Source organism: Ramlibacter monticola, from assembly GCF_016722785.1.
Classification (GTDB): Bacteria; Pseudomonadota; Gammaproteobacteria; order Burkholderiales; family Burkholderiaceae_C; genus Ramlibacter; species Ramlibacter monticola.
The window spans coordinates 1,509,891-1,535,877 of record NZ_JAEQNE010000001.1 but is presented as its reverse complement, the minus strand read 5'-3'; the positions used below and the strand labels follow the sequence as shown (position 1 = coordinate 1,535,877).

Genomic DNA, 25,987 nt, shown 5'->3' with positions numbered 1-25,987 from the left:
GGCAGGCGGTGGAAGGCAGATGGCAACACACCACCGTCTTGTTGAACGAAGCAGTCGACGCCCTCGTCACCAAGCCGGATGGAACCTACATCGACGCGACCTTCGGTCGCGGCGGGCACTCGCGCCTGGTCCTGTCGCGGCTGGAGCCGCAGGGCCGGCTCATCGCGTTCGACAAGGACCCCGAGGCGGTCGCGGTGGCCAATGCCATCGAGGACACGCGCTTCGAGATCCGGCACGAGGGCTTCGCGGCCCTGCGCGAACTGGAGGCCCGCAGCGTGGCCGGGGTGCTGATGGACCTGGGCGTCAGCTCGCCGCAGATCGACAACCCCGCGCGCGGTTTTTCGTTCCGTTCCGACGGCCCGCTGGACATGCGCATGGACCCCACGCGCGGCACCAGCGCCGCGGACTGGCTCGCCACCGCCCCGGTGGAACAGATGGCGGAGGTGATTCGTGAATATGGCGAAGAACGGTTTGCTTTTCAGATTGCAAAGGCGATTGCAGCTCGCCGGCAGGAGAGGGGGCCACTTGCCAGCACCTCCGAGCTGGCCCAGCTCGTGGCTGGCACGGTCAAAACCCGCGAGCCGGGCCAGGACCCTGCAACGCGCACATTTCAGGCTCTTCGGATTTTCGTCAACGCCGAGCTTGAAGAGCTGCAGGCCGCGCTAGAAGCAAGTCTCGACGTTCTCGAACCCGGAGGCCGGCTGGTCGTGATCAGCTTTCATTCGCTGGAAGATCGCATCGTGAAGCAGTTCATCGCGAAGCATTCGCGCGAGGAAGTGGACCGCCGCGTGCCCTTCGCCGCACCCAAGCCCATGAAGCTGAAGTCGGTGGAGCGCGTGAAGCCGAGCGCCGCCGAGGTGGGAGCGAACGCCCGCGCGCGCAGCGCCATCATGCGGGTGGCCGAGAGGACGGACGCGTGATGCTGCGCCTGAACCTCACGCTGCTGGTCGCGCTGGTCGCCAGCGCGCTGTACCTGGTGCAGGTGCAGTACGAGTCGCGCCGCCTGTACGCCGAGATCGAGCGGGCGGAGAACGACGCCCGCAAGCTGGGGAGCGAGAACGAGCGGCTGCAGGTGGAGAAACGCAAGCAGGCCACGTCGGCGCGCGTGGAGAAGGTCGCCCGCGAGCAGCTGGGGATGCGTCCGGCCACGCCGGCCATCACGCTGTACGTCACGCACAAGGGCGTGGGACAGGGGGCGTCGCAATGAGCGGTCGCGTCGTCGCCTACTCCTCCAGCCCGCTGCTGGCCAGCCGCACGCCCGTGTGGCGCAGCAAGTTCATCGTGGCCGGCATCGCGCTGGGCTTCCTGGCGCTGGCCGGCCGCGCTGCCTGGGTGCAGGTGTTCGGCAACGAGTTCTACCGCAAGCAGGGCGAGGTGCGCTTCGCCCGCACCCTGGAGCTGCCCGCCAACCGCGGCCGCATTGTGGACCGCAACGGCCTGCTGCTTGCGACCAGCGTGCCCGTGCCCAGCATCTGGGCCATCCCCGAGGACGTCGAGCGCGACAAGCTCAAGCTGGCCCAGCTCGCGAAGCTGCTGCAGCTGCCGCTGCCGGACCTGATGAAGAAGCTGGAGGAGGACGAGCGCAACTTCGTCTGGCTCAAGCGCCAGGTCGACGAGGCCACGGCCCGCCAGATCGCCGCGCTGGACATCAAGGGCATCTACCAGCGCAAGGAATACCGCCGCCAGTACCCCGAGGGCGAGGCCGCCGCGCACGTCGTCGGCTTCACCAACGTGGAGGACCACGGCCAGGAAGGCGTGGAGCTGGCGTTCGACAAGGAACTGGCCGGCCGTCCGGGCTCGCGCCGCGTCATCAAGGACCGCCTCGGCCGCATCGTGGAAGACGTGGGCGAGCAGGTGCCGCCGGCGGCGGGCAGGGACCTGCAGCTGTCCATCGACAGCAAGGTGCAGTTCTTCGCGTACCAGAAGCTGCGCGACGCCGTCGTCGAGAACAAGGCCAAGGCCGGCAGCGTGGTGGTGCTGGACGTGCAGACCGGCGAGGTGCTGGCGCTGGCCAACTACCCGAGCTACGCGCCCGCCAACCGGCAGAACCTCACGGGCGCGCAGCTGCGCAACCGCGCGCTGACCGACACCTTCGAGCCCGGTTCGACCATGAAGCCCTTCGTGGCGGCGCTGGCGCTGGAGAAGGGGCTGGTGCAGCCGACCACGCCGATCCAGACGGCGCCGGGCCGCCTCACCATCTCCGGCTCCACGATCAGCGACTCGCACCCGCACGGCGTGCTCACGGTCAACGAGGTGATCCAGAAGTCCAGCAACGTCGGCACCGTGAAGATGGCGATGCAGCTGCAGCCGCGCGAGATGTGGGACATGTTCAGCCAGGTCGGCTTCGGCCAGCGCCCGCAGCTGCCCTTCCCCGGCGCGGTGAGCGGCAAGCTGCGCGCCTGGAAGACCTGGCGTCCGATCGAGCAGGCCACCATGAGCTACGGCTACGGCCTGTCGGCCAGCCTGTTCCAGCTGGCCCGCGCCTACAGCGTGTTCGCCCGCGATGGCGAGCTCGTGCCCGTGACCTTGCTGAAGACTTCGAGCGGCACTCCGGCGGCCGGCATGCGCGTGCTGCAGCCCCCGACGGCGCAGGCCGTGCGCCACATGCTGCACCTCGTCACGCAGAGCGGCGGCACGGCGCCCAAGGCGCAGACCATGGGCTATTCGGTGGGCGGCAAGACCGGCACCGCGCACAAGCAGGAAGGCAAGGGCTATGCGGACCGCAAGTACCGCGGTTTCTTCGTCGGCGTCGCGCCGGTGGAGCAGCCGCGCATCGTGGTGGCGGTGATGATCGACGAGCCGAGCGCCGGCCGCTATTTCGGCGGCGACGTCGCCGCTCCGGTGTTCAGCGCCACCGTGCAGCAGACCCTGCGCATGCTGGGGGTGCAGCCGGACATGAACGTGAAACCGCAGATCCTGGTGCAGGCCGTGGAGGAGTCGTTCTGATGCGGGTCCTCCGCACCCCCCGGGAAGCCGCCGACTGGCTGCGCGCGCGCGTGGCCGGCGAAGTGCACTGCGACAGCCGCCAGGTCCAGGCCGGCGACGGCTTCATCGCCTGGCCCGGCGCCGCCACCGACGGCCGCAAGTTCGTGCCCGCCGCCTTGCAGCAGGGCGCGCGCGCCTGCCTCGTCGAAGCGGCGGGCAGCGAGGGGTACGGCTTTTCTTCGGAGGCGGTCGCCGCCTACGAAGGCCTCAAGGCCGCCACCGGCCCGATCGGCGCCCTGTTCTACGGCGAGCCGACCGCGCAGCTCGACGTGCTCGCCGTGACGGGCACCAACGGCAAGACCTCCACCGCGTGGTGGCTCGCCCAGGCGCTTGCCAACCTGCGGCCGCCGGTGCCCTGCGGGCTGGTCGGCACGCTGGGCATCGGCCGGCCGCCGCACGTGGAGCACACCGGCCTCACCACGCCCGACCCGGTGCTGATGCAGCGCCACTTCCGCCGCTTCCTCGCCGAAGGCGCGAAGGCCTGCGCGATCGAGGCTTCCTCCATCGGCATCGAGGAGCGGCGCCTGGATGGCACGCGCATCCGCGTGGCCGCCTTCACCAACTTCACGCAGGACCACCTGGACTACCACGGCAGCATGGATGCCTACTGGGCGGCGAAGGCGCAGCTGTTCCACTGGCCCGGGCTGCAGGCGGCCGTGCTGAACCTCGACGACGGGAAGGCCGAGGTGCTGGAACGCCAGCTCGAAGGTTCGCTCGACGTGTGGACGGTCTCCTGCGAGCGCCCCGCCCGCCTGCAGGCGCAGGAGATCGGCTACGGCGACGAGGGCCTGCGCTTCGTGGTGGCGGAGGGCGCCGAACGCCATCCGCTGCAGACGAAGCTCGTCGGCCAGTACAACGTGTCCAACCTGCTGGGCGTGCTCGGGATGATGCGCGCCATCGGCGTGCCGCTGGCCGACGCGGTGGCGGCCTGCACCGACCTGCTGCCGGTGCCCGGGCGCATGGAAAGGCTCCTCGTCCCCGGCCAGCCGCTGGTGGCGGTCGACTACGCGCACACCCCGGACGCGCTCGACAAGGGCCTGCAGGCCCTGCGCCCGCTGGCGGCGCAGCGGGGCGGCAAGCTGTGGTGCGTGTTCGGCTGCGGCGGCGACCGCGATGCGACCAAGCGCCCGCTGATGGCGGCGGTGGCGGAGAAGAACGCCGACCGCGTCGTGGTCACCAGCGACAACCCGCGCAGCGAGAAGCCGGAAGCGATCATCAGCCAGATCCTGCTGGGCCTGTCGCACCGCGAGTGCGTGCAGGTGGAAGTCGATCGCGCCCGCGCGATCGCCGAGACGATCGCCGCCGCCGACGGCGGCGACGTGATCCTGCTGGCCGGCAAGGGCCACGAGGACTACCAGGAGATCGCGGGCGTCAAGCACCCCTTCTCCGACCAGGCGCACGCGCAGAAGGCGCTGGAGGCACGCAGATGAGCGAGTCCATGTTCAGCCTGAAGCAGGCTGCCGAGTGGACCGGCGGCCGCCTGGTCGGCGACAGCGCCGTCGCGGTGCAGCGCGTGCACTCCGACACCCGCACGCTGCAGCCGGGCGACCTGTTCGTCGCGCTCAAGGGCGAGCGCTTCGATGCCAACGACTTCCTGGCCGATGCACGCGCCAGGGGCGCGGTCGCGGCGATCGCGCAAGCGGGCCGGCTGCCCGCCGGCATGCCCGGCATCGAAGTCGAGGACAGCAAGCTCGCGCTCGGCGAGCTGGCCCACGCCTGGCGCATGCAGTACAAGCTGCCGCTGATCGCGGTGACGGGCAGCAACGGCAAGACCACGGTGACGCAGATGATCGCGTCCATCCTGCGCGCCTGGCAGCCCGAGGCGCACCTGGCGACCCAGGGCAACCTGAACAACGACATCGGCCTGCCGCTCACCCTGCTGCGCCTGCGCGCCAAGCAGCGCATCGGTGTCATCGAACTGGGCATGAACCACCCCGGCGAGATCGGCTACCTCGCGCGCATCGCGGCGCCGACCGTGGCGCTGGTCAACAACGCCCAGCGCGAGCACCAGGAATTCATGGCGACGGTGGAAGCCGTGGCCCGCGAGAACGGCAGCGTGTTCGCGGCCCTGCCGCCCAGCGGCGTGGCCGTGTTCCCTGCCGACGACGCCTTCACGATGCTGTGGACGGCGCTGGCCGACGCGCGTCCCTGCATGACCTTCGGCGACGCGCGCGACACGGACGCCGACGTTTTCCTGGCCGGGTCTGAATGGCACCAGGAACACTGGCGCGTCGGGGCGGAAACCCCGGCCGGCGCCATTGCGTTCCGACTCCATATCGCCGGCCGCCACAACGTGCGCAACGCGCTCGCCGCGGCCGCCTGCGCTCTTGCCGCGGGCGTCCCGCTGCAGGCCATCCAGCAAGGGCTGGAGGCCTTCGAGCCGGTGAAGGGCCGCTCGCGCGCGCTCGGCGTGGCGCTGGCCGGCCGCACGCTGACCGTGGTGGACGACAGCTACAACGCCAACCCCGACTCGGTGCGCGCGGCCATCGACGTGCTCGCCGAACTGCCCGGCCCGCGCCTGCTGGTGCTGGGCGACATGGGCGAGGTGGGCAACCAGGGCCCGGCCTTCCATGCGGAGGTCGGGGACTACGCGCGCCAGCGCGGAATCGAGCAGCTCTTCACGCTGGGCGAGCAGGCGGCGGGCATGAATGGCACGCACTTCGCGGACCTCGACGGGCTCAACGCCGCGGTGCTGCTGGCGCTGGCGGGGACGGAAAGCGTCCTGGTCAAGGGATCGCGCTTCATGAAGATGGAACGGGTGGTCGAGGCGATCGCCGCGCACGCACGACAACAGGACAAGGGGAGCCCCGATGCTCGTTAGCCTGGCCTCGTGGATGCAAAGCCACGGTCACGAATTCGGATTCTTCCGCGTCTTCCAGTACATCACCTTCCGCGCCGTGATGGCGGCGATGACCGCGCTGCTGATCGGGATCATTTTCGGCCCCTGGGTGATCCGCCGCCTGACCGAACTGAAGATCGGGCAGCCGGTGCGCGAATACGCCATGCAGTCGCACCTGAAGAAGAGCGGCACGCCCACCATGGGCGGCGTGCTGATCCTGATCTCGGTGACGCTGTCGACCCTCCTCTGGTTCGACTGGACCAACCGCTTCGTGTGGATCGTGATGCTGGTCACGGTGGGCTTCGGCGCCATCGGCTGGGTGGACGACTGGCGCAAGGTGGTCAACAAGGACCCCGAGGGCATGCGCTCGCGCGAGAAGTACCTGTGGCAATCGCTGATCGGCCTGGTCGCCGCGCTGTACCTCGCCTTCAGCGTCTCGGAGACGACCAACGTGCGGGTGCTGGGGCTGTTCTTCGACTGGGTGCGCTCGGGCTTCGACATGAACCTGCCGCCCAAGGCGAACCTGCTGGTGCCCTTCTTCAAGGAGATCAGCTACCCGCTGGGCGTGTTCGGCTTCGTGCTCATGACCTATCTCGTCATCGTGGGCTCCAGCAATGCGGTGAACCTCACCGACGGCCTCGACGGCCTGGCGATCATGCCGGTGGTGATGGTGGGCTCGGCGCTGGGCGTGTTCGCCTACGTCACCGGCAGTGCCGTGTACTCGCGCTACCTGCTGCTGCCCCACATCCCCGGCTCGGGCGAACTGCTGATCTTCTGCGCCGCCATGGCCGGCGCCGGCCTCGCCTTCCTGTGGTTCAACGCCCACCCGGCCGAGGTGTTCATGGGCGACGTCGGCGCGCTCGCGCTGGGCGGCGCGCTCGGCACCATCGCCGTGATCGTGCGGCAGGAAATCGTGCTGGCCATCATGGGCGGGATCTTCGTGGTGGAAGCGCTCTCGGTGATGGCCCAGGTCATCTACTTCAAGTACACGAAGCGCAAGTACGGGGAGGGCCGGCGCATCCTGCTGATGGCGCCGCTGCACCACCATTTCGAGAAAACCGGCTGGAAGGAAACGCAGGTGGTGATCCGCTTCTGGATCATCACGATGCTGCTGTGCCTCGTCGGCCTGTCCACCCTGAAGCTGCGGTGATGGAAAGCTTGCGCGATCAGGACGTCCTGGTGCTCGGCTGCGGGGCCTCGGGCCTCGCCATGGCGCGCTGGTGCGCCGGGCAGGGCGCGCGCGTGACGGTGGCCGACACGCGCGAAGATCCGCCGCAGCTGGCGACCCTGCGCGAGCAGGTGCCGGATGCGGGCTTCATCGGCGGCGCCTTCACGGCCGAACTGGCGCAGGGCCGCCGGCTGGTGCTGCGCAGCCCCGGCCTGACGCCGGCGCAGGTCGCCCCGGTCGAAGCAGCGGCGCGCGCGCAGGGCATCCCCGTGCGCGGCGAGCTGGGCTTGTTCGCCGACGCGCTGGCGGCGATGCGCCAGGCCGATGGCTACCACCCCGCGGTGCTGGCCGTGACCGGCACCAACGGCAAGACCACGGTGACCTCGCTCACCGGCCAGCTCGTCGAGCGCAGCGGCAAGACCGTGGCCGTGGCCGGCAATATCGGCCCGACGCTGCTGGACACGCTGGCGCAGAAGCGCGAGGCCAATGCGCTGCCGCAGGTCTGGGTGCTGGAGCTTTCCAGCTTCCAGCTCGATGGCGAGACCGGCTTCGAGCCGACCGCGGCCACCGTGCTGAACGTGACGCAGGACCACCTGGACTGGCACGGCACCATGGAAGCCTATGCCGCCGCCAAGGCGCGCATCTTCGGCCAGACCGGCACCCTGGTCCTCAATCGCGAGGACCCGCTCGTGATGAAGATGCTGCCCGGACCGGTGCGCCTGAAGGGCGGCAAGTACGAGCAGCGCCGGCACGTGACCTTCGGCGGCGACCTGCCGAAGCGTCCGGGCGATTTCGGCCTGGAGGTCGTGCACGGCATGGCCTGGCTGGTGCGGGCGCACGAGGCCGACGAAACGGAACGACGCCGCAAGGATGCCGAGCAGGAAATCCACCTGCAGCGCCTGATGCCCGCGGACGCCCTGCGCATCCGCGGCCGCCACAACGCGATCAACGCGTTGTCCGCGCTGGCCCTGGCCACTTCCGCCGGCTGCCAGCTCGCGCCCATGCTGTACGGCCTGCGGGAATACCGCGGCGAGCCGCACCGCGTGGACCCGGTGGGCATCGTCAACGAGGTCGAGTACTTCGACGACAGCAAGGGCACCAACGTCGGCGCCACGGTCGCCGCCCTGCAGGGCCTGGGCGCCGAGCGCAGGCTGGTGATCATCCTGGGCGGGGACGGCAAGGGCCAGGACTTCGCGCCGCTGGCCGAGCCGGTGGCGCGCTTCGCCCGCGCCGCGGTGCTGATCGGCCGCGACGGTCCCCGGATCCGCGCCGTGCTGGAGCCCACCGGCGTGCCGCTGGCCGATGCCGCGACGATGGAAGAGGCCGTGCGCATCGCGACCCAGCGCGCCCACGCCGGCGACGCCGTGCTGATGTCCCCGGCCTGCGCGAGCTTCGACATGTTCCGCAACTATCCGCACCGCGCCGAGGTGTTCCGCGCCGCGGTGCAGGCGCTGGCGGACGAAACGGGCGCGATGCTGGACGGAGGCGAGGCTTGAACCTCTCGCTGCCCGACGCCCTCGCGGGCTGGATGCGCAATCCCTTCCGGCGTTCGACGGACGCAGCCTGGATGCCGTCGCAGCCGCGGGACAACCTCAGGATCCACGCCTTCGACCCGGGCCTCCTGTGGGTCACGGTGGCGCTGCTCGCCTGGGGCATGGTGATGGTCTATTCCGCCTCCATCGCGCTGCCGGACAACCCCCGCTTCGGCCGCTACGCCCACACCTATTTCCTCAGCCGCCACGCGCTGTTCCTCGTGTTGGCCTTCGTTGCCGGGCTGCTGGCCTTCCAGGTCAGGGTGGAAACCTGGGAACGCCTGGCGCCGTGGCTGTTCGTGGCCTCGCTGCTGCTGCTGATCGTGGTGCTGATCCCCGGGATCGGCAAGGGCGTCAACGGCGCGCGCCGCTGGCTGGCGCTGGGCCCCCTTTCGTTCCAGCCTTCGGAGCTCGCCAAGCTGGCGGTCCTGCTCTACGCCGCCAACTACATGGTGCGCAAGATGGAGGTGAAGGAGCGCTTCTTCCGCGCCGTGCTGCCGATGGCCGCCGCCGTCGCCGTGGTCGGCGTGCTGCTGCTGGCGGAGCCGGACATGGGCGCCTTCATGGTGATCGCGGTGATCGCCATGGGGATCCTGTTCCTGGGCGGCGTCAACGCGCGCATGTTCTTCCTGATCGCGGCGGTGATCGTCGTCGCCTTCATGCTGATGATCGCGTTCTCCGACTGGCGGCGCGAGCGGATCTTTGCCTACCTCGATCCCTGGAACGAGAAGTACGCGCTGGGCAAGGGCTACCAGCTGTCGCACTCGCTGATCGCCATCGGCCGCGGCGAGATCTTCGGCGTCGGCCTCGGCGGCAGCGTGGAGAAGCTGCACTGGCTGCCGGAAGCCCACACTGACTTCCTGCTGGCCGTGATCGGCGAGGAGTTCGGCCTGGTCGGCGTGCTCTCGGCCATCGTGGCGTTCCTCTGGATGACCCGCCGCATCATGCACATCGGCCGCCAGGCGATCGCGCTGGACCGCGTGTTCGCCGGGCTGGTGGCCCAGGGCGTGGGCATCTGGATCGGCTTCCAGGCCTTCATCAACATGGGCGTGAACCTGGGCGCGCTGCCGACCAAGGGCCTGACCCTGCCGCTGATGTCCTATGGCGGCTCCGCGGTGCTGTTGAACGTGGTGGCGATCGCGGTGGTGCTGCGCATCGACTACGAAAACAGAACTCTGATGCGCGGAGGCCGCGCATGAAGGTTCTGTTTCACCAAAACAGCACCAGCGCGAAGCGCTGCAAGACGCCGAAGGCGGCTTGGCTGATGCGCGGAGGCCGGGCATGACGGAACGCACGGCGCTGGTCATGGCAGGGGGTACGGGAGGCCACATCTTTCCGGGCCTGGCCGTGGCCGAAGCGCTGCGCCAGCGGGGCTGGCGCGTGCATTGGCTGGGCGCGCCGAACAGCATGGAAGCGCAGCTGGTGCCGCCGCGGGGCTTCCCGCTCGAGGCGGTCGACTTCGGCGGTGTGCGCGGCAAGGGTCTCAAGACCCTGGTGCTCCTGCCCCTGAAGTTGCTGCGCGCTTTCTGGCAAAGCATCCGCGTCGTACGCCGGGTGCGGCCGCAGGTCGTCGTCGGCCTCGGCGGCTACATCACCTTCCCGGGCGGGATGATGAGCGTGCTGCTCGGCAAGCCGCTGGTGCTGCACGAGCAGAACTCGGTGGCGGGCATGGCCAACAAGGTGCTCTCGGGCGTGGCCGACCGCGTCTACAGCGCCTTCCCGAACGTCATGCGCAAGGGCGAGTGGATCGGCAACCCGTTGCGCGACGCCTTCCTGCGCCAGCCCTCGCCCGAAGAGCGCTTCGCCGGCCGCGGCGGCCCGCTGAAGGTGCTGGTGGTGGGCGGCAGCCTGGGCGCCAGGGGCCTCAACGATGCCGTGCCCAAGGCGCTGGCCCTGATCCCCGAAGGCGAGCGCCCGCACGTGCTGCACCAGAGCGGCGCGAAGCAGATCGACGAACTGCGTGCCAACTATGCCGCCGCCGGCGTGCAGGCCGAACTCACGCCTTTCATCGACGACACCGCCAGCGCCTTCGCCGAAGCCGATCTCGTGATCTGCCGCGCCGGCGCCAGCACCGTCACCGAGCTCGCCGCGGTCGGTGCCGCGGCGCTGTTCGTCCCGTTCCCGCACGCGGTGGACGACCACCAGACCACCAACGCGAAGTTCCTGGTCGACGCCGGCGGTGGCTGGCTCGTCCAGCAACGCGATCTCACCCCCGAATCCCTGGCCACCCTCCTGCGCGGCACCGACCGCGCCGCGCTGCTGCAGCGCGCCGTGGCGGCCCGGAAGATGGCCAAGACCCAGGCGACCGAGCAGATGGTCGCCGCCTGCGAGGCCCTCGCACGATGAAACACGCGATCAAGCACATCCATTTCGTAGGCATCGGCGGCGCCGGCATGTCCGGCATCGCCGAAGTGCTGCGCAACCTCGGCTACCTCATTTCCGGTTCCGACATCGCCGACTCGCCCACGCTGGGGCGGCTGGCGGAGCTGGGCATCCAGACCTTCGTGGGCCACGCCGCGGCCAACGTGATCGGCGCCGATGCCGTCGTCACGTCCACCGCGGTGCAGCAGGACAACCCCGAGGTGGTCGCCGCGCGCAAGCGCAAGATCCCGATCGTGCCGCGCGCGGTGATGCTGGCGGAGCTGATGCGCCTGAAGCAGGGCATCGCGATCGCCGGCACGCACGGCAAGACGACGACCACGAGCCTGGTGGCGAGCCTGCTGGCCGAAGGCGGGCTGGACCCGACCTTCGTGATCGGCGGCCGGCTGAACAGCGCCGGCGCCAACGCCAAGCTGGGGTCGGGCGACTACATCGTGGTGGAGGCGGACGAATCCGACGCGTCCTTCCTCAACCTGCTCCCGGTGATGGCGGTGGTGACCAACATCGACGCCGACCACATGGACACCTACGGCCACGACTTCAACAACCTGAAGAAGGCCTTCCTCGAGTTCCTGCACCGCATGCCCTTCTACGGCACGGCCATCCTGTGCACCGACGACGAGGCGGTGCGCTCGATCATCCCGCAGGTGCAGTGCCCGGTGACCACCTACGGCCTGGGCGAGGACGCCCAGGTGCGCGCGGTGGACGTGAAGGCGGTCGGCCCGCAGATGCACTTCACGGTGCAGCGCCGCAACGGCGTCACGCTGCCCGACCTGCAGGTAAAGCTGAACCTGGTCGGCATGCACAACGTGCTGAACGCGCTGGCGGCCATCGCCATCGGCGTCGAACTGAACATCCCCGACGACGCGGTGGTAAAGGCGCTGGGCGAATTCCGAGGCGTCGGCCGCCGCTTCCAGAGCTATGGCGAACTGCCGGTGCCGGAGGCGCAAGGCGGGGGCACCTTCACCGTGATCGAGGACTATGGCCATCACCCGGTGGAGATGCGCGCCACGCTGGCGGCCGCGCGCGGCGCCTTCCCGGGACAGCGCATCGTGCTGGCCTTCCAGCCGCACCGCTACACCCGAACGCGCGACTGCTTCGAGGACTTCGTGCAGGTGCTGGGCACGGCCGACATCGTGCTGCTGGCGGAGGTCTACTCCGCCGGCGAGGAACCCATCGTGGCGGCCGACGGCCGCTCGCTGGCCCGCGCCGTGCGCGTGGCGGGCAAGGTGGAGCCGCAGTTCGTGGGCGAGATCGGCGAGATGCCGGCAGCGGTGCTGTCCACCGTGCGCGACGGCGACGTGGTGATGTGCATGGGTGCCGGCTCCATCGGCGGCGTGCCGGCGAAGCTGGTGGATGCGACGGGAGGGGCCAAGGCATGACGGGCCCGATCAATCCCAAGGACTTCGGCAAGGTGGCCGTCCTCATGGGCGGCAAGTCGGCCGAGCGCGAAGTGTCCCTCATGTCCGGCAGCGGCGTGCTGAAGGCGCTGCAGTCCAAGGGCGTGGACGCCCATGCCTTCGACCCGGCCGAGCGCGACCTGGTCGAACTGAAGCGCAAGAACTTCAGGCGCGTCTTCATCGCGCTGCACGGCCGCTTCGGCGAGGACGGCACGGTGCAGGGCGCGCTGGAACTGCTCGGCATCCCCTACACCGGCTCGGGCGTGATGGCCTCGGCGATCGCGATCGACAAGACGATGACCAAGCGCGTGTGGCTGGCCGAAGGCGTGCCGACGCCGAGGTACACGCTGCTGCGCCGCGGCGCCTACGAGCGGGAGCAGGTCATGAAGGTCCCCGACGACCTGGGCCTGCCGCTGATCGTCAAGCCGGCCCGGGAGGGGTCGTCCATCGGCGTGGCCAAGGTGCAGGGCTACTCGGAGGTGCAGGCCGCGGTCGATGCGGCCGCGGCGCTGGACGCCGACATCCTGTGCGAGCAGTTCATCGCCGGCGACGAGGTCACCTGCCCGATCCTGGGCACCGGCGACGGCGCCCGCGCGCTGCCCGTGATCCGCATCGTGGCGCCCGAAGGCAACTACGACTACCAGAACAAGTACTTCACCGACGACACCAAGTACCTGGTGCCCTGCGGCCTGCCGGAAGGCGAGGAAGCGGCGATCCAGGAGCTGGTGCTGAAGGCCTACCGCGTGCTGGGCTGCCGCGGCTGGGGCCGCATCGACGTGATGATCGACGGCGCCACCCGCAAGCCCTACCTGCTCGAGATCAACACCTCCCCGGGCATGACCGGCCACTCGCTGGTGCCGATGTCGGCGCGCGCGGCCGGCATCAGCTACGAGGACCTGTGCCTGCAGCTGCTGGCGGACGCCACGCTGGACCAGCCCGCGCAGGAGGCCGCGAAGAAATGAAGACCAAGCAGGCGACCCCGCCGCCTTTCGACGTCCGGCTGATGAACCTCACCGCCACGGTGCTGTTCGCGGTGTGCGGCGTCATGCTGGTGGCGGCGCTCGCCTGGTGGGCCGTGCGGCATCCCGTGTTCGCCATCCGTTCCATCGTGGTGCAGGGCGAAGTCACGCACAACAGCGCGGCGACGCTCCGGGCGAACGTCGCGCCGCGGCTGGCCGGCAACTTCTTCACCATCGACCTGGAGCAGGCGCGGGCGGCCTTCGAGGCCGTGCCCTGGGTGCGCAAGGCGGTCGTCACGCGGCAGTTCCCGGACAAGCTGCGCGTGCGGATCGAGGAGCACCGGGCCGAGGCTTTCTGGGGCGCCGATTCCGAGTCGCGCCTGGTCAACACCTTCGGCGAGGTGTTCGAGGCCAACGCCGGCGACGTGGAGCAGGACGACATGCCGCGGCTGGCGGGCCCGGACGGCTCCTCCCCGCAGGTGCTGGCGATGTACCGCTCGCTCGGTCCGCTGATGCAGCCGCTGGACCTGGCCGTGGAGCAGGTCGTGCTGACGGGGCGCGGCGGCTGGACCCTGCAGCTGGATAGCGGGGCGATCGTGGAACTCGGTCGCGGCACGCTGGACGAGGTGCTGGCGCGCAGCCGGCGCTTCGCCCACACGATCACGCAGGTCACTTCGAAGTACGGACGGCGGCCGGAGGCGCTCGTCGCGGCGGACCTGCGGCACGCCGACGGCTATGCAATCAGGTTGAGGGGCGTGGTGACCGCCGAAGCGGCGGCGCCACGGAGGAACTGAGGAACAACGAGGATGGCGAAGGATTACAAGGATCTCGTCGTCGGCCTGGACATCGGCACCGCCAAGGTGATGGCAGTGGTGGCCGAGGTCATGCCGGGCGGCGAACTGAAGATCGCGGGGCTGGGCGTCGCGCCCGCCAATGGCCTGAAGCGCGGCGTGGTGGTCAACATCGACGCCACGGTGCAGAGCATCCAGCAGGCGCTCAAGGAAGCCGAGCTGATGGCGGACTGCAAGATCACGCGCGTCTACACCGGCATCACCGGCAGCCACATCCGCGGCATCAATTCGAGCGGGATGGTGGCGGTGAAGGACCGCGAGGTGACGCCCGCCGACGTGGCGCGGGTGGTGGAGACGGCGCGGGCCATCAACATCTCGACCGACCAGCGCCTGCTGCTGGTGGAGCCGCAGGAATTCGTGATCGACGGCCAGGACGTGAAGGAGCCGATCGGCATGAGCGGCATCCGGCTGGAAGCCAAGGTGCACATCGTCACCGGCGCCCAGAGCGCGGCCGAGAACATCCTCAAGTGCGTGCGGCGCTGCGGGCTGGAGGTGGAGCAGCTGCTGCTGAACCCGCTGGCCACTTCGGCGGCCGTGCTGTCCGAGGACGAGAAGGAACTGGGCGTGGCCTGCGTCGACATCGGCGCCGGCACCACCGACGTGGCGATCTTCACCGGCGGCGCGATCCGCCACACCGCCGTGATCCCGATCGCCGGCGACCTGATCACGAGCGACATCGCGATGGCCTTGCGCACGCCGACCAAGGACGCCGAGGACATCAAGGTGGAGTCGGGCTATGCCAAGCAGCTGCTGGCCGACCCCGAGCAGCAGGTCGAGGTGCCCGGGCTGGGCGACCGCGGGCCCCGCATGCTGTCCAAGCAGGCGCTGGCCGGCGTGATCGAGCCGCGCGTGGAGGAGATCTTCTCGCTGGTGCAGCAGGTGATCCGCGAGTCGGGCTACGAGGAGGTCCTGTCCTCCGGGATCGTGATCACCGGCGGCAGCGCGGTGATGCCCGGCATGGTGGAACTGGGCGAGGACATCTTCCTGAAGCCGGTGCGCCGCGGCGTGCCGCGCTACGCCGGCGCGCTCGCCGACATGGTGGCGCAGCCGCGCGCCGCCACCGTGATGGGGCTGCTGGAGGAAGCGCGCCTGGCGCGGGTGCGCGGCGCCCGCGTGGCGCAGAAGCACGGCTCGGTGAAGACCGCCTTCGGCCGCATCCGCGACTTCATCGTGGGGAACTTCTGAAGCCATGACGAGATACAAGCTCTGGCTCGCGCGGGGCAGTCCCCCGCGAAAGGAGCGCTGGCGGTCCACCGATCCGCCCGTTCCGCGTTAAGCACCCCAACCAACAACATTCGCAAGTGGCAACTGCAGAGAGTCAGGAGAATCACATGAGCATCGAAATGATCGAAGTCGAGGAGTTCCACCAGGGCACGCAGATCAAGGTGATCGGTGTCGGCGGCGGCGGGGGCAACGCCGTGGCGCACATGATCGAGCGCAACGTGCAGGGGGTGGAATTCATCTGCGCCAACACCGATGCGCAGGCGCTCACGCGCAGCACCGCGCACAAGCTGATCCAGCTGGGTGGCACCGGCCTGGGCGCCGGCAGCAAGCCGGAGAAGGGCCGCGAGTGCGCCGAGGCCGCGGTGGAGGACATCCGCCAGGCGATCGCGGGCGCTCACATGCTGTTCATCACCGCCGGCATGGGCGGCGGCACCGGCACCGGCGCGGCGCCGGTGATCGCGCGCGTGGCCAAGGAGATGGGCATCCTCACCGTCGGCGTCGTCACCAAGCCCTTCGACTGGGAAGGCGGCCGCCGCATGACCAACGCCGACAGCGGCCTGTCCGAACTGGAAGCCAACGTCGACTCGCTGATCGTGGTGCTGAACGAGAAGCTGCTGGAGGTGCTGGGCGACGACATCACCCAGGACGAGGCCTTCGCGCACGCCAACGACGTGCTGAAGAACGCCGTGGGCGGCATCGCGGAGATCATCAACGTGCCCGGCCACGTGAACGTGGACTTCGAGGACGTGCGCACGGTGATGGGCGAGCCGGGCAAGGCCATGATGGGCACCGCGCTGGCCTCCGGCCCGGACCGCGCCCGCATCGCCGCCGAACAGGCCGTGGCCTGCCCGCTGCTGGATGGCATCGACCTCTCCGGCGCCAAGGGCGTGCTGGTGCTGATCACCGCGGCCAAGGGCAGCCTGAAGCTGTCGGAGTCCAAGCTGGCCATGAACACGATCCGCGCCTATGCCTCGGCGGACGCGCACGTGATCTACGGCACGGCCTACGACGACTCGCTGGGCGACCAGGTCCGCGTGACCGTCGTGGCCACCGGCCTGTCGCGCCAGGGCCAGCAGCGCCGCACGGCGCCCCCGCTGCAGGTGCTGCGCACCGGCACCGACAACGTGCCCTTCAACGTGCCGACGATCCACAACGCGGTGGCGGGCCCGGGCGCGATCGTGACGCGCGAGATGGACGGCCGCGGCGCCGCCGCCCCGCAGCAGCCGGACTACGGCGGCCTGGCCGTGCCGAGCGTGTGGCGCACCAACCGCTCTCAGGCCGCGGCCAAGGTGGACGCGCTGTCGAGCGGCGGGATGGACGACTTCGAAATCCCGGCGTTCCTGCGCAAGCAGGCGGACTGAACAACCAGATACCGAACGCAGAGGGCGCAGAGATTACGCAGAGGACGCAGAAGAACATCCAGAAATTGGGGTTTTCTGCGTCCTTTACGAGTCCTCTGCGACCTCTGCGTTCGGCTGTTCGGTTTTACTTCTCCTTCATAAGCCATTAACGGCTTCGCGCGAGGCTCAGCCGATGGCCTGGCTCTATCACGGACATGTGGAAAGTCAACGGGGGGCATCCCTGCCCGGCCGTAAAATGACGGCCATGCTGCGCCAGCGAACCCTCAAGACCCTGACCAAGGCCGTGGGCGTGGGCCTGCACAGCGGTCAGCGAGTGGAGCTGACGCTGCGCCCCGCCCAGCCCGATACCGGCATCGTGTTCCGCCGCACGGACCTCCCGTTGCCGGTGACCATTCCCGTGTCCGCCCAGGCCGTGACCGATACCCGCATGGCCTCCACGATCTCCAACGGCGGGGCCAAGGTCCACACCGTGGAGCACCTGATGTCGGCCTGCGCCGGCCTCGGGGTGGACAACCTGTACGTGGACATCACCGCGGAAGAAGTGCCGATCCTCGACGGCTCCTCCGCCTCCTTCGTCTACCTGCTGCAAAGCGCCGGCATCGAGCCGCAGGACGCGCCGCGGCGCTTCATCCGGGTCACCCGCCCGGTGGAAGTGCGCGAAGGCGAGGGCGAGAACCTGAAGTGGGCGCGGCTCGACCCGTACCACGGCTTCAAGCTCGGCTTCGAGATCGAATTCAACCACCGCGTGGTGAATTCCACCGGCCAGCGCTACGAGTTCGACCTGAGCTCGGGGCAGTACTCGCGCGACATCGCGCGTGCCCGCACCTTCGGCTTCACCAAGGACCTGGAGATGATGCGGGCCCGCGGCCTCGCCATGGGCGGCGGCATGGACAACGCCATCGTGGTGGACGACTACCGCGTGCTCAATGCGGACGGCCTGCGCTACGACGACGAGTTCGTGAAGCACAAGATCCTCGACGCCATGGGCGACCTGTACCTCATCGGCAAGCCCCTGCTGGCCGCCTACAGCGCCTTCCGTTCGGGCCACGCCCTGAACAACAAGCTGATCCGCGCGCTGCTGGCGGACCAGGACGCGTTCGAGGTGGTGAGCTTCGGCGACGAGCGCGAGGCGCCCGTCGGCTTCGCCCAGCCCGCGCGCGCCTGGTAGGCGTGGCCGTCGTCCGGACGATCGTCCTGCTGCTGCTCCTGACAGCGGGGGTCAGTTTCGCGATCTATGCCCTCACCGGGCAGGTGAAGTATCGGCGCTTCGGGCTGACCGTGCTGAAGTGGACGCTGCTGGCGGCGCTGGCCTTCTTCGCGGTGCTGTTCATCGATCGCGCGCGTTCGTAGGCCCGCTTCCGGTTGCAAAGGTCCGTTGCCTCGGGCCGGACCAGGGAGGGGACAGTCGCTGAGACGGACAGTCCCGGTCGGGTCCGGCAAGAAGGCAGCGAACTCGATCGGCAGCGGTCTTCCTAAACCACCCGTCCGGTCTTGTAGTAGCCCGTCTTCCGGCGCGCGACGCCGCCCGCCTCCTGGATCCTCGCCGTCGCGATCGCCGCATGTGCATGCGTGATCGCCAGCCCCAGCGCATCCGCCGCGTCCTTCCCCGGGATCCCGGGCAACTGCAGCAGCCGCTGCACCATCAGCTGCACCTGCGTCTTCGCCGCCTTGCCGGTGCCCGCCACCGCCAGCTTCATCTGCATCGGCGTGTACTCCGCCACCGACAGCGCATTGGCCACCAGCGCGGTCACGCACGCGCCGCGCGCCTGTCCCAGCAGCAGCGTCGACTGCGGATTGACGTTGACGAACACGATCTCGACCGCCGCCGCATCCGGCTGGTAGCGCGAGCGCAGTTCGCCGATGCCGTCGAACAGCACCTTCAGCCGCGCCGGCAGGTCGCCGCGCTCCATGTGCATGGTGCTGATCGTGCCGCTGGCGACGTACTGCAGCGCGTGGCCGTGGGCGTCGATCACGCCGAAGCCGGTGCGCTGCAGGCCGGGGTCGATCCCGAGGATGCGCATTAGAGAACCTCCCCCAGGCTCGTCCGCTTCGCGGCCTTCTCACCGTCCACCCCGAAAAAAAGCTGAAGCTTTTTCTCGGGGACCCCGCCGGCCCCCCTCCGCAAGCGGAGGGGGCGCGCGTCTTCGGGCGGCCGTGCGGCGCGCATCACGGCAGTTCCGCCGCGGACATGCGCGCCACGATGGTCGCGGTGCGCCCGGCCAGGTAGCGCGAGCCGGGCATCTTCTCGAAGCGCTTGGGCTGCGGCAGCATCACGGCGAGCCGGGCGGCCTCGTACGGGGTGAGCCGGCTGGCCGGCTTGCGGAAGTAGTGCTGCGCGGCCGCCTCGGCGCCGAACACGCCCTCGCCCCACTCCACGTTGTTGAGGTAGATCTCCAGGATGCGCTGCTTCGACAGCGTGTGCTCCAGCGCCATCGTGAGCACGAACTCCTGCCCCTTGCGCAGCAGGTTGCGCTCGCCGGACAGCAGCAGGTTCTTCGCCAGCTGCTGCGTGATCGTGGAGCCGCCCACGATCTTCGGCGGCCGGGCGCGCATGGGTGCGAACTGCGCCTGCCTCGCCGCCCGTTCCTCGGCCTTCTCGTTGCGCGCCCAGGCCCTCTCCAGGGCGTCCCAGTCCACGCCATCGTGCTCGGCGAAGGTGCTGTCCTCCGAGGCGATGACGGCGCGCTTGAGGTTGTCGGAGATGTGCGCGTAGGGGACCCAGTGCTGGCTCCAGCGCAGCTTGTCACGTTCGTTGGTGATGCGCCAGGCCTCCGAGCGCTGGAAGGTGGTGGACTCCGGGTCCGCGATGGCCATCAGCGCGACGCGGCCGACGAAGAACAGCTGCAGCGCGACGCTTGCGATCACGACCAGCCCCAGCCAGCGCAGGACGGCTTTCACTTCGCCAGCTCCCGCCGCAGTTCCGCCAGGACCTCGCCCGAAGGGGGCCGCACGCCGCGCCACACCAGGAAGGCCTCGGCCGCCTGTTCCACCAGCATGCCCAGCCCGTCGCGGCCGATCGCGCCATGCGCGCGGGCCCACTGCAGGAAGCCCTCGGCGGCGGGCCCGTACATCATGTCGTAGCCGAGGGCGCCGGGCCGCAGCACGGACGCCGGCACCGGCACGTCGGCGCCGCTCAGGCTGCTGGCCGTGCCGTTCACCACCACGTCGAAGCGGCCCACGACTTCGTCGAGCCCGCTGGCGGAGACTTCCACGCCGCCGGCCCGGGCCAGCTCCGCATGGCTCGCGACCAACGCCTGCGCCTTGCCCACCGTGCGGTTGGCGACCACGATGCGGCGCGGCTTCGCCTCGACCAGCGGCCCCAGCACGCCGGCCGCCGCGCCGCCGGCGCCGATCAGGAGCAGCTCCCGCCCGGCGAGCGCCACGCCCGCGTTGTGCTGCAGGTCGTGCACCAGGCCGACGCCGTCGGTGTTGTCGCCGTAGATGCCGTCCGCATCGAAGCGCAGCGTGTTGCAGGCGCCGGCGAGCTCCGCCCGGGCGCTGCGCCGGCCGGCCAGCGACGCGGCCTCGAACTTGAAGGGCACCGTGACGTTGCAACCGCGGCCGCCCTGGTCGCGGAAGGCCTGCAGCGCCGCCGCGAAGCCGTCCAGCGGCACCAGGCGCTTGCCGTACTCCACCGGCTGGCCGGTGAGGGCGGCGAAGCGGGCGTGGATCCACGGCGACCTGCTGTGCTCCACGGGATTGCCCATGACGCAATAACGATCCACGGGGCTCCTCAGCGGCTGGTGAGCTTCGTTTCCAGGGTGTCGTCGCGCGTGAACTTGAAGCGCGACACCACCACGATCTGGTCGGCCTTGTGCCGCATCGGCTCGTTGAAGCGGCCGAAGGGCCCGGCCGCGCGCGCGATGGTGGCGGCGCGGCGGTCGAGGGTGCGGTTGCCGGAAGTCTCCACCACCTCGGTGTCGAGCACCCGGCCGTCGTGGTTGACGGTCACGATCATCGTGAGCTCGCCGTACAGCTTGCGGCCCGCCGCCTCCGGGAAGTTGCTGGTGCCGCGTTCCTCGATCTTGCGGCGCAGCGAGTCGTAGTAGACCGCGTACACCTCCTCGCGCGTCGAGGGGCTGATGTAGCGCTTCTTGGGCCGGGCGTTTTCCTCGTTGATGCGCTTCTCGATCTCGGCCAGCAGCTTGACCAGGTGGCGCCGCTTCTCCTCGCGCGCGGCCGCTTCCGGGTTCGCGCGGGCCTGCTTGGGGTCCGCCGGCGGCATGGCCGCGAGGGTGCGCTTCAGGTTGGCGAGCATGAGCATCTGCTGCTCCTGCATCGTCTCGATCTTCTTCTGCTCGTCGTCCGCGGCGTCGCCGATGGACGTGAGGGCGGACGCGGGCAGGGGCGAGGTGGCGCGGCCGCTCTCGGCCTCGCCGCCGCCGGCCAGCGACGCCTGCGCGATGGCCTGCGCCTTGTCGACCCGCTCGTGGGTGCGCGCGTTGACCAGCACCACTTCCAGCGGCGTGTCCTGGAACACGCGGTTGAAACCTTCGGGGTCGACGATGCGCACCGTGAGCAGGGCCGCGTGCACGGCCACGGACATGCCCAGTGCGATCTGCAGGGTGCTGAGGGACTTCAGGTTCACGAACTCACGTCGGCGCCGGCGGGCGCGATAACCGGATTGTCCTCGGAAGTGTCCGTGACATCCACGGCGATCGCAATCGGACCCGCGACCGTTTCCTCTTCGCTGTCGTCTTCAACCGACGCCGGCGCGGCAATCGTATCGAGTCGTTGCAGCACCGTGCCGCTCACGTCCAGGGTGATCAGGTCGATCTCGCCCAGGCGCAGGCGCACCCGGGCGCCCCGCGGCAGGTCCGCCGCGCCGAGCAGCGGCAGCACCAGCGGCAGCGTGTCGGCGCGGGCGAGGTTGTCCTTGAAGACGGTGGCTTCCAGTTCGCGCACCCCGTTCTGCTGCAGGTACTTGAGCGTCCAGAAGCGCTCCATGCCGGCCTGGTGCCCGTTGTAGGCGCCGTAGGCGGCGTCGAAGCCGGAGATGATCGAGAACAGCTCCGCGTCCTTGGGCTTGAAGGGCGCCGCCAGGGCCGCCGTGCGCCCGTGGCGGGCCGCCGCGATGATCTGCCACTGGTTCACCAGGTCCGTGTAGCGGCGCAGCGGCGAAGTGCTCCAGGCGTAGCTCTTCACGCCGATGCCGGCGTGCGGCAGCGCCTTGGTGCCCATGCGCACCTTGACGCCGGGGGCCAGGCTGGCCTGGCTGCGGTAGATGCCGGGCACGCCGTTCTCGGCCAGCCACTGGCCCCAGGTGCTGTTGGCGAGGATCATGGCTTCGGCCACGATCAGGTCCAGCGGCGCGCCGCGCTTGCGCACGGTGATCTCCACCGGCTCCTCGCCCGTCGGCCCCTGCTCGCCGGCCGTCGGGACGCGGAAGTTGTAGTCGGGACGCGTGAAGTTTTCCGGCTTTCCGCGCAGTACTTCGCGCTGCGCCTTCAGCTGCTTCGCGAGCCGGAACAGGAAGGACAGTTCGGCGCGGAAACGCAGCGCCGGCTCCGGAATGCCCGCGCCGGGGGCGGTCGGGTCTTCCAGGAATTCCGCCGGCAGGTGTTCGTCGAGCTGGTCGTGGCGCAGGTTGACCGCGATGGGCACCCGCTCCAGGCGCGTTTCGCTGGCCTGCACCTCCAGGGTCGATTCGTCGTAGCGCACGTACAGCGACACGGCGGGGCAGTCGCGGCCTTCCAGCAGCGTGTAGGCCTGCACCACGTCGTCCGGCAGCATCGTGATCTTGTGCCCCGGCATGTAGACGGTGGACAGGCGCTGGCGCGCGAGCTGGTCCAGCGGCGTGCCGGTCTGGATCGCGAGGCCGGGCGCCGCGATGTGCACGCCCACGGTGACGGTGCCGGTCCCCAGCCCCTGCACGGACAGCGCGTCGTCGATCTCGGTGGTGCTGGAGTCGTCGACCGAGAAGGCCTGCACGCCCGCGAGCGGCAGCTCGTCGCGGATCGCCGGCGCGGCCAGGGGCGGGAAACCCGTGCCCTTGGGGAACCACTCCAGCAGGAAGCGCTTCCAGTGGAACTGGTAGGGCGAGGTGATGGCGCCCGCGCGCTGCAGCAGCGCCAGCGGCGCGGTCTGGGTGTTGCGCGAGGCCTCGACCACCGCCTTGTATTCGGGCGCGTTCTTGTCCGGCTTGAACAGGATCTTGTACAGCTGCTCGCGGATCTCCGGCGGGCAGCCGCCCGAGGCGAGTTCCGCGGCCCAGGCGGAAATCTGGGCCTGCAGCTGCTTCTTCTTCTCGATGGCGACGAGGGCCTGCTGCAGGATCTCGGCGGACGCCTTGCGGAAGCGCCCCTTGCCGGCGCGCCGGAAGTAGTGGGGCGCCTCGAACAGGCGCAGCAGCGCGGCGGCCTGCTGCACCAGGCTGGCGTTGGCGCTGAAGTACTCGCGGGCCAGGTCGGCGAAGCCGAATTCCTCCTCGGGGGCGAACTCCCAGGCGAGGTCCAGCTCGATGCCGGAGGCCTCGGCCTGCGCGTCGCGCAGCAGCTCCGCGGGTTGCGGCTTCTCGAACCTCAGCAGCACGTTGGCGGACTTGACCTTGACCCGCTTGCCGCTTTCCAGCTCGACCTGGGCCGAGGCATCGCTCTCGGACAGGACCCGGCCGCCCAGGAACTTCCCGGCATCTTCGAACAGAACGAACATTCCCCGATTTTCCCATGCGGGGGGGAGCCGTCCGTCCGGGCGGGCAATTCAACACCAGACAGCCGAACGCAGAGGGCGCAGAGGTTTCGCAGAGATCGCAGAAGAATTTCCCCCTTTATGGGGTTCTTCTGCGTCTTCTGCGGATCCTCTGCGCCCTCTGCGTTCGGCTGTTCGGTTTTGCCCTCTTCACGCGAGCTGCAGGAATCGCAGGATCTCCTCCACGTGCGCGTCGAAATCCGTCAGCCCGTGGTCGCTGCCCTCCAGCAGCTTGAGCCGGATGCCCGGATAGCGGGCCGTCATCTCGCGCCAGTCCAGGAGCTCGTCGCCCTTGGCGATCACGGCGAAGTAGCGCTCCGGGCGGGCCACCGGGCCGCGCTGCAGCGCCCGGAGTTCGTCGACGAAGGCGGGGGCGAAGTAGAAGTGCTGCGACGGGTCGTGGAAGGCCGTCTGCTCGCCGATGTAGCCGGCCAGGTCGCGGGCCGGGTCCACCGCCGGATTGAGCAGCACGGCGCGGCAGCCGGTGTCTTCGGCCAGGCAGGTGGCGTAGAAGCCGCCGAGCGAGGACCCCACCACGGCCATGCGCTCGCGCGGCCAGTCCCTAATGGAATCATGGATCAGCGCCATCGCCTCTTTGGGTGAGGGCGGCAGTTGCGGGCAGTTCCAGTCCACCCGCGGATGCCGCTCCTGCACGAGGGAATGCATGCGCTGCGCCTTGAAGGAGCGGGGCGAGGAACGGAAGCCGTGCAGGTACAGCAGGTGCGTGGTGTGCATCGGACGTATGGTATTCGTCAGCCTTGCGACATTGTCGCCACGGCCGTTCTTTGCCAAACTGACTCCTTCAGGAGAAAAGTGGTGGAACACACCGAGGCTGCGGCAGCAAGGGAGGCGTCGCAGGAGTTGATCGAGCGCAGCGTCGCCGTGATCGTGGCGCAGGCGCGCGGGGGGCTGGTCACCGCGCTGTTGATGGCTGCCCTGCTCGGGGTCATCGTGGTTCCCCATTCCGGCTGGCTCCTCTTCCTCGCGTGGTACGTCGTGTTCGCCAGCGGCATGCTGGCGCGGCAACCGTACTTCCGGTGGGTGCTGGCGCGCCACGGCACCACCGAGCGCGCGCTGCACCGCATCGCGGTGGGCGCGGCGGTGACGGGCTGGTTCGTGTCGACCCTCCTGCCCGTTTTCTCGCCCTACCTCGGCGTCACCGACGTCGGCGTGCTCACCATGATCGTGGTCTGCTGGATCTCGCTGGGCGTCTCGCTGCTGGCCGTGCGGCCGCGGGTCTACATCGGCTACCTGCTGGCCAGCATGGCCACCATCTACCTCGGCTGGGCGCAGCACGCCGATGCGGAGGCGATGGTGATGATGGCCGTCGCCATGGCGGTGGGCGCGCCGATCATGGCCCGGCTCGCCCGCACCCTGCACCAGCAGCTGATCGACCTCGTGGACGCCGGCCAGGACAAGGCCCGTGTCGTGGAGCAGCTGCGCCAGTCGCTGAAGAACCTGCAGGAGACGCAGCGCGCGCGCTCGCGCTTCCTCGGCGCAGCCAGCCACGACCTGCGGCAGCCGGTGCAGGCGCTGCTGTTCCTCTCCGACATCTTCCGCAAGTCCACCGACCCGGCACGGCGCGACGCCATGGCGCAGCAGATCATGCGCACGGGGCAGTCCATCGACGGCATGTTCCGCCACCTGGTGGATTTCGCGCAGATCGACGCCGGCACGATGAAGGCCGTGGTGCAGCCGGTGCAGCTGGAGCGGCTGCTGGCCTCGGCGAGCTCCGGCTTCGCCGAGAAGTGCGCCGCGCGCGGCCTGGGCTTCCGCATCGAGATCGCCGGCTCCTGCAACGTGTCGGCCGATCCGGTGCTGCTGGAGCGGATGCTGCGCAACTTCCTGGACAACGCCTTCAAGTACTCGCTGAAGGGCGAGATCGTGGTGCGCGCCGACTGCACGGGGCAGGAGGCAGTCCTCACGATCTCGGACCAGGGCGTGGGCATGGACCCGGACGACCTGGCGCAGGCCTGCAATGCCTTCTTCCGGGGCCGCTCCGCCGTGAAGACCGAGGCCGAGGGCATCGGGCTGGGTCTGGCGATTTCGCGGCACATGGCGGACCTGATGCAGACCGGGCTGGAGATGGACTCGCAGCCGGGGCAGGGCACCCGCGTCACGATGCACCTGCCGCTGGCGCGGGAGGCAGGGGCGCGGGCGCCGGCCGCGGCGGCGCACGGCGGGGCGCCGCTGAAGGGACTGCTGGTCGCGGTGGTGGAGAACGACCGGCTCGCGCGCGACGCCCTGGCGGCGTGGCTGCAGGAAGCCGGCGCGCGCGTCGCGGCCGGGGGCACGCTGGCGGAAGTGCAGCAGGTCCTGCAGGGCGAGCGCGAGAGGCCTGATTTCCTGCTGGCGGACTACCGGCTCGCCGAGGGCTCCGGCCTCGACGCCGTGGAGGCCCTGCGCGAGCGCTTCGGCCCGGTGCCGGCCCTGATCCTTTCCGGGGAGGCCGACATCCGCGAGCGCGGGCTGCCGCTGCCGGTGCTGCAGAAGCCGGTCGCGCCGGACCTGCTGCTCGAGACGATGCAGGCCACGCTGGCGCGCGAGCGGGCGCCGGCCCTGCATCCGGCGGCGTGACCGTGGCGGGCGCGCCGCGCTGTCG

General features: G+C 69.8%; 23 protein-coding genes. 17 read left to right on the top strand and 6 right to left on the bottom strand.

Annotated features, from left to right (window positions below):
* Window positions 1-8: 8 nt before the first annotated feature.
* The 16 genes from rsmH to JJ685_RS07340 all read left to right on the top strand — a co-directional run bounded on the left by rsmH (window position 9) and on the right by JJ685_RS07340 (window position 18,048).
* Entirely contained in the window at window positions 9-920 is a 912-nt protein-coding gene (gene rsmH / locus JJ685_RS07415; protein WP_201673535.1) for a 16S rRNA (cytosine(1402)-N(4))-methyltransferase RsmH, read from the top strand.
* Window positions 920-1,207 (top strand): cell division protein FtsL, encoded by a 288-nt coding sequence (ftsL, locus tag JJ685_RS07410; RefSeq protein WP_201673727.1) that lies wholly within the window; start codon window positions 920-922, stop codon window positions 1,205-1,207. Before rsmH ends, ftsL begins: the two co-directional genes overlap by 1 nt.
* Entirely contained in the window at window positions 1,204-2,946 is a 1,743-nt protein-coding gene (locus JJ685_RS07405) for a peptidoglycan D,D-transpeptidase FtsI family protein (protein WP_201673534.1), read from the top strand. The genes ftsL and JJ685_RS07405 overlap by 4 nt, the downstream gene beginning before the upstream one ends.
* On the top strand, window positions 2,946-4,415 hold the full coding sequence (locus JJ685_RS07400; protein WP_201673533.1) for a UDP-N-acetylmuramoyl-L-alanyl-D-glutamate--2,6-diaminopimelate ligase: 1,470 nt from the start codon (window positions 2,946-2,948) through the stop codon (window positions 4,413-4,415). The genes JJ685_RS07405 and JJ685_RS07400 overlap by 1 nt, the downstream gene beginning before the upstream one ends.
* Window positions 4,412-5,806, top strand: coding sequence for a UDP-N-acetylmuramoyl-tripeptide--D-alanyl-D-alanine ligase (locus tag JJ685_RS07395; protein WP_236598699.1), 1,395 nt, complete (start codon window positions 4,412-4,414; stop codon window positions 5,804-5,806). The genes JJ685_RS07400 and JJ685_RS07395 overlap by 4 nt, the downstream gene beginning before the upstream one ends.
* Window positions 5,796-6,974 carry a phospho-N-acetylmuramoyl-pentapeptide-transferase gene (gene mraY, locus JJ685_RS07390; protein WP_201673532.1) on the top strand — a complete coding sequence of 393 codons (1,179 nt, stop codon included), beginning with the start codon at window positions 5,796-5,798 and terminating at the stop codon, window positions 6,972-6,974. The genes JJ685_RS07395 and mraY overlap by 11 nt, the downstream gene beginning before the upstream one ends.
* The gene (gene murD, locus JJ685_RS07385) at window positions 6,974-8,488 is read left to right on the top strand and encodes a UDP-N-acetylmuramoyl-L-alanine--D-glutamate ligase (protein WP_201673531.1); all 1,515 of its coding nucleotides are present in this window, start codon (window positions 6,974-6,976) and stop codon (window positions 8,486-8,488) included. The genes mraY and murD overlap by 1 nt, the downstream gene beginning before the upstream one ends.
* Entirely contained in the window at window positions 8,485-9,723 is a 1,239-nt protein-coding gene (gene ftsW / locus JJ685_RS07380) for a putative lipid II flippase FtsW (RefSeq protein WP_408015454.1), read from the top strand. Before murD ends, ftsW begins: the two co-directional genes overlap by 4 nt.
* Before the next feature lie 82 nt (window positions 9,724-9,805).
* Window positions 9,806-10,870: an undecaprenyldiphospho-muramoylpentapeptide beta-N-acetylglucosaminyltransferase gene (gene murG, locus JJ685_RS07375; protein WP_201673530.1), complete on the top strand. Its 1,065-nt coding sequence runs from the start codon at window positions 9,806-9,808 to the stop codon at window positions 10,868-10,870.
* On the top strand, window positions 10,867-12,285 hold the full coding sequence (murC, locus tag JJ685_RS07370) for a UDP-N-acetylmuramate--L-alanine ligase (protein ID WP_201673529.1): 1,419 nt from the start codon (window positions 10,867-10,869) through the stop codon (window positions 12,283-12,285). Before murG ends, murC begins: the two co-directional genes overlap by 4 nt.
* On the top strand, window positions 12,282-13,265 hold the full coding sequence (locus JJ685_RS07365) for a D-alanine--D-alanine ligase (RefSeq protein WP_201673528.1): 984 nt from the start codon (window positions 12,282-12,284) through the stop codon (window positions 13,263-13,265). The genes murC and JJ685_RS07365 overlap by 4 nt, the downstream gene beginning before the upstream one ends.
* Window positions 13,262-14,056, top strand: a complete 795-nt coding sequence (locus JJ685_RS07360) for a cell division protein FtsQ/DivIB (protein WP_201673527.1) — start codon at window positions 13,262-13,264, stop codon at window positions 14,054-14,056. Before JJ685_RS07365 ends, JJ685_RS07360 begins: the two co-directional genes overlap by 4 nt.
* A 12-nt stretch (window positions 14,057-14,068) precedes the next feature.
* On the top strand, window positions 14,069-15,298 hold the full coding sequence (gene ftsA, locus JJ685_RS07355) for a cell division protein FtsA (RefSeq protein WP_201673526.1): 1,230 nt from the start codon (window positions 14,069-14,071) through the stop codon (window positions 15,296-15,298).
* A 146-nt stretch (window positions 15,299-15,444) separates the two neighbouring features.
* Window positions 15,445-16,698 carry a cell division protein FtsZ gene (gene ftsZ / locus JJ685_RS07350; RefSeq protein ID WP_201673525.1) on the top strand — a complete coding sequence of 418 codons (1,254 nt, stop codon included), beginning with the start codon at window positions 15,445-15,447 and terminating at the stop codon, window positions 16,696-16,698.
* A 244-nt stretch (window positions 16,699-16,942) separates the two neighbouring features.
* Window positions 16,943-17,866 (top strand): UDP-3-O-acyl-N-acetylglucosamine deacetylase, encoded by a 924-nt coding sequence (gene lpxC, locus JJ685_RS07345; RefSeq protein WP_201673524.1) that lies wholly within the window; start codon window positions 16,943-16,945, stop codon window positions 17,864-17,866.
* Between the two features lie 2 nt (window positions 17,867-17,868).
* The gene (locus JJ685_RS07340) at window positions 17,869-18,048 is read left to right on the top strand and encodes a hypothetical protein (protein WP_201673523.1); all 180 of its coding nucleotides are present in this window, start codon (window positions 17,869-17,871) and stop codon (window positions 18,046-18,048) included.
* 122 nt (window positions 18,049-18,170) lie between these two features.
* On the opposite strand, the gene ruvC is transcribed toward JJ685_RS07340, so the two are convergent.
* The 6 genes from ruvC to JJ685_RS07310 form a co-directional block, all read right to left on the bottom strand.
* A complete protein-coding gene (gene ruvC / locus JJ685_RS07335) occupies window positions 18,171-18,719 on the bottom strand; it encodes a crossover junction endodeoxyribonuclease RuvC (protein ID WP_201673522.1) in 549 nt (182 codons plus the stop codon).
* Between the two features lie 145 nt (window positions 18,720-18,864).
* Window positions 18,865-19,596 carry a monofunctional biosynthetic peptidoglycan transglycosylase gene (gene mtgA / locus JJ685_RS07330; RefSeq protein ID WP_201673521.1) on the bottom strand — a complete coding sequence of 244 codons (732 nt, stop codon included), beginning with the start codon at window positions 19,594-19,596 and terminating at the stop codon, window positions 18,865-18,867.
* On the bottom strand, window positions 19,593-20,423 hold the full coding sequence (gene aroE, locus JJ685_RS07325; protein ID WP_408015453.1) for a shikimate dehydrogenase: 831 nt from the start codon (window positions 20,421-20,423) through the stop codon (window positions 19,593-19,595). Before aroE ends, mtgA begins: the two co-directional genes overlap by 4 nt.
* An 8-nt stretch (window positions 20,424-20,431) precedes the next feature.
* On the bottom strand, window positions 20,432-21,244 hold the full coding sequence (locus JJ685_RS07320) for an energy transducer TonB (RefSeq protein ID WP_201673724.1): 813 nt from the start codon (window positions 21,242-21,244) through the stop codon (window positions 20,432-20,434).
* Between the two features lie 38 nt (window positions 21,245-21,282).
* Complete coding sequence (locus tag JJ685_RS07315; RefSeq protein WP_201673520.1) at window positions 21,283-23,349, bottom strand: ribonuclease catalytic domain-containing protein; 2,067 nt, start codon at window positions 23,347-23,349, stop codon at window positions 21,283-21,285.
* Window positions 23,350-23,535: 186 nt separating this feature from the next.
* Window positions 23,536-24,120 carry a YqiA/YcfP family alpha/beta fold hydrolase gene (locus tag JJ685_RS07310; protein WP_201673519.1) on the bottom strand — a complete coding sequence of 195 codons (585 nt, stop codon included), beginning with the start codon at window positions 24,118-24,120 and terminating at the stop codon, window positions 23,536-23,538.
* Between the two features lie 81 nt (window positions 24,121-24,201).
* Between JJ685_RS07310 and JJ685_RS07305 the strand changes: the two genes are divergently transcribed.
* Window positions 24,202-25,962 carry an ATP-binding response regulator gene (locus JJ685_RS07305; RefSeq protein ID WP_201673518.1) on the top strand — a complete coding sequence of 587 codons (1,761 nt, stop codon included), beginning with the start codon at window positions 24,202-24,204 and terminating at the stop codon, window positions 25,960-25,962.
* The last annotated feature ends 25 nt before the right edge of the window (window positions 25,963-25,987 follow it).

Coding starts and splice junctions, on each gene's coding strand:
- JJ685_RS07315 (WP_201673520.1), bottom strand. CDS start 23,349: ATGTTCGTTCTGTTCGAAGATGCCGGGAAGTTCCTGGGCGGCCGGGTC.
- murD (WP_201673531.1), top strand. CDS start 6,974: ATGGAAAGCTTGCGCGATCAGGACGTCCTGGTGCTCGGCTGCGGGGCC.
- ftsL (WP_201673727.1), top strand. CDS start 920: ATGCTGCGCCTGAACCTCACGCTGCTGGTCGCGCTGGTCGCCAGCGCG.
- JJ685_RS07360 (WP_201673527.1), top strand. CDS start 13,262: ATGAAGACCAAGCAGGCGACCCCGCCGCCTTTCGACGTCCGGCTGATG.
- ruvC (WP_201673522.1), bottom strand. CDS start 18,719: ATGCGCATCCTCGGGATCGACCCCGGCCTGCAGCGCACCGGCTTCGGC.
- ftsZ (WP_201673525.1), top strand. CDS start 15,445: ATGAGCATCGAAATGATCGAAGTCGAGGAGTTCCACCAGGGCACGCAG.
- murG (WP_201673530.1), top strand. CDS start 9,806: ATGACGGAACGCACGGCGCTGGTCATGGCAGGGGGTACGGGAGGCCAC.
- mraY (WP_201673532.1), top strand. CDS start 5,796: ATGCTCGTTAGCCTGGCCTCGTGGATGCAAAGCCACGGTCACGAATTC.
- JJ685_RS07405 (WP_201673534.1), top strand. CDS start 1,204: ATGAGCGGTCGCGTCGTCGCCTACTCCTCCAGCCCGCTGCTGGCCAGC.
- murC (WP_201673529.1), top strand. CDS start 10,867: ATGAAACACGCGATCAAGCACATCCATTTCGTAGGCATCGGCGGCGCC.
- JJ685_RS07365 (WP_201673528.1), top strand. CDS start 12,282: ATGACGGGCCCGATCAATCCCAAGGACTTCGGCAAGGTGGCCGTCCTC.
- JJ685_RS07400 (WP_201673533.1), top strand. CDS start 2,946: ATGCGGGTCCTCCGCACCCCCCGGGAAGCCGCCGACTGGCTGCGCGCG.
- JJ685_RS07395 (WP_236598699.1), top strand. CDS start 4,412: ATGAGCGAGTCCATGTTCAGCCTGAAGCAGGCTGCCGAGTGGACCGGC.
- JJ685_RS07310 (WP_201673519.1), bottom strand. CDS start 24,120: ATGCACACCACGCACCTGCTGTACCTGCACGGCTTCCGTTCCTCGCCC.
- lpxC (WP_201673524.1), top strand. CDS start 16,943: ATGCTGCGCCAGCGAACCCTCAAGACCCTGACCAAGGCCGTGGGCGTG.
- ftsA (WP_201673526.1), top strand. CDS start 14,069: ATGGCGAAGGATTACAAGGATCTCGTCGTCGGCCTGGACATCGGCACC.
- JJ685_RS07320 (WP_201673724.1), bottom strand. CDS start 21,244: ATGTCCGTGGCCGTGCACGCGGCCCTGCTCACGGTGCGCATCGTCGAC.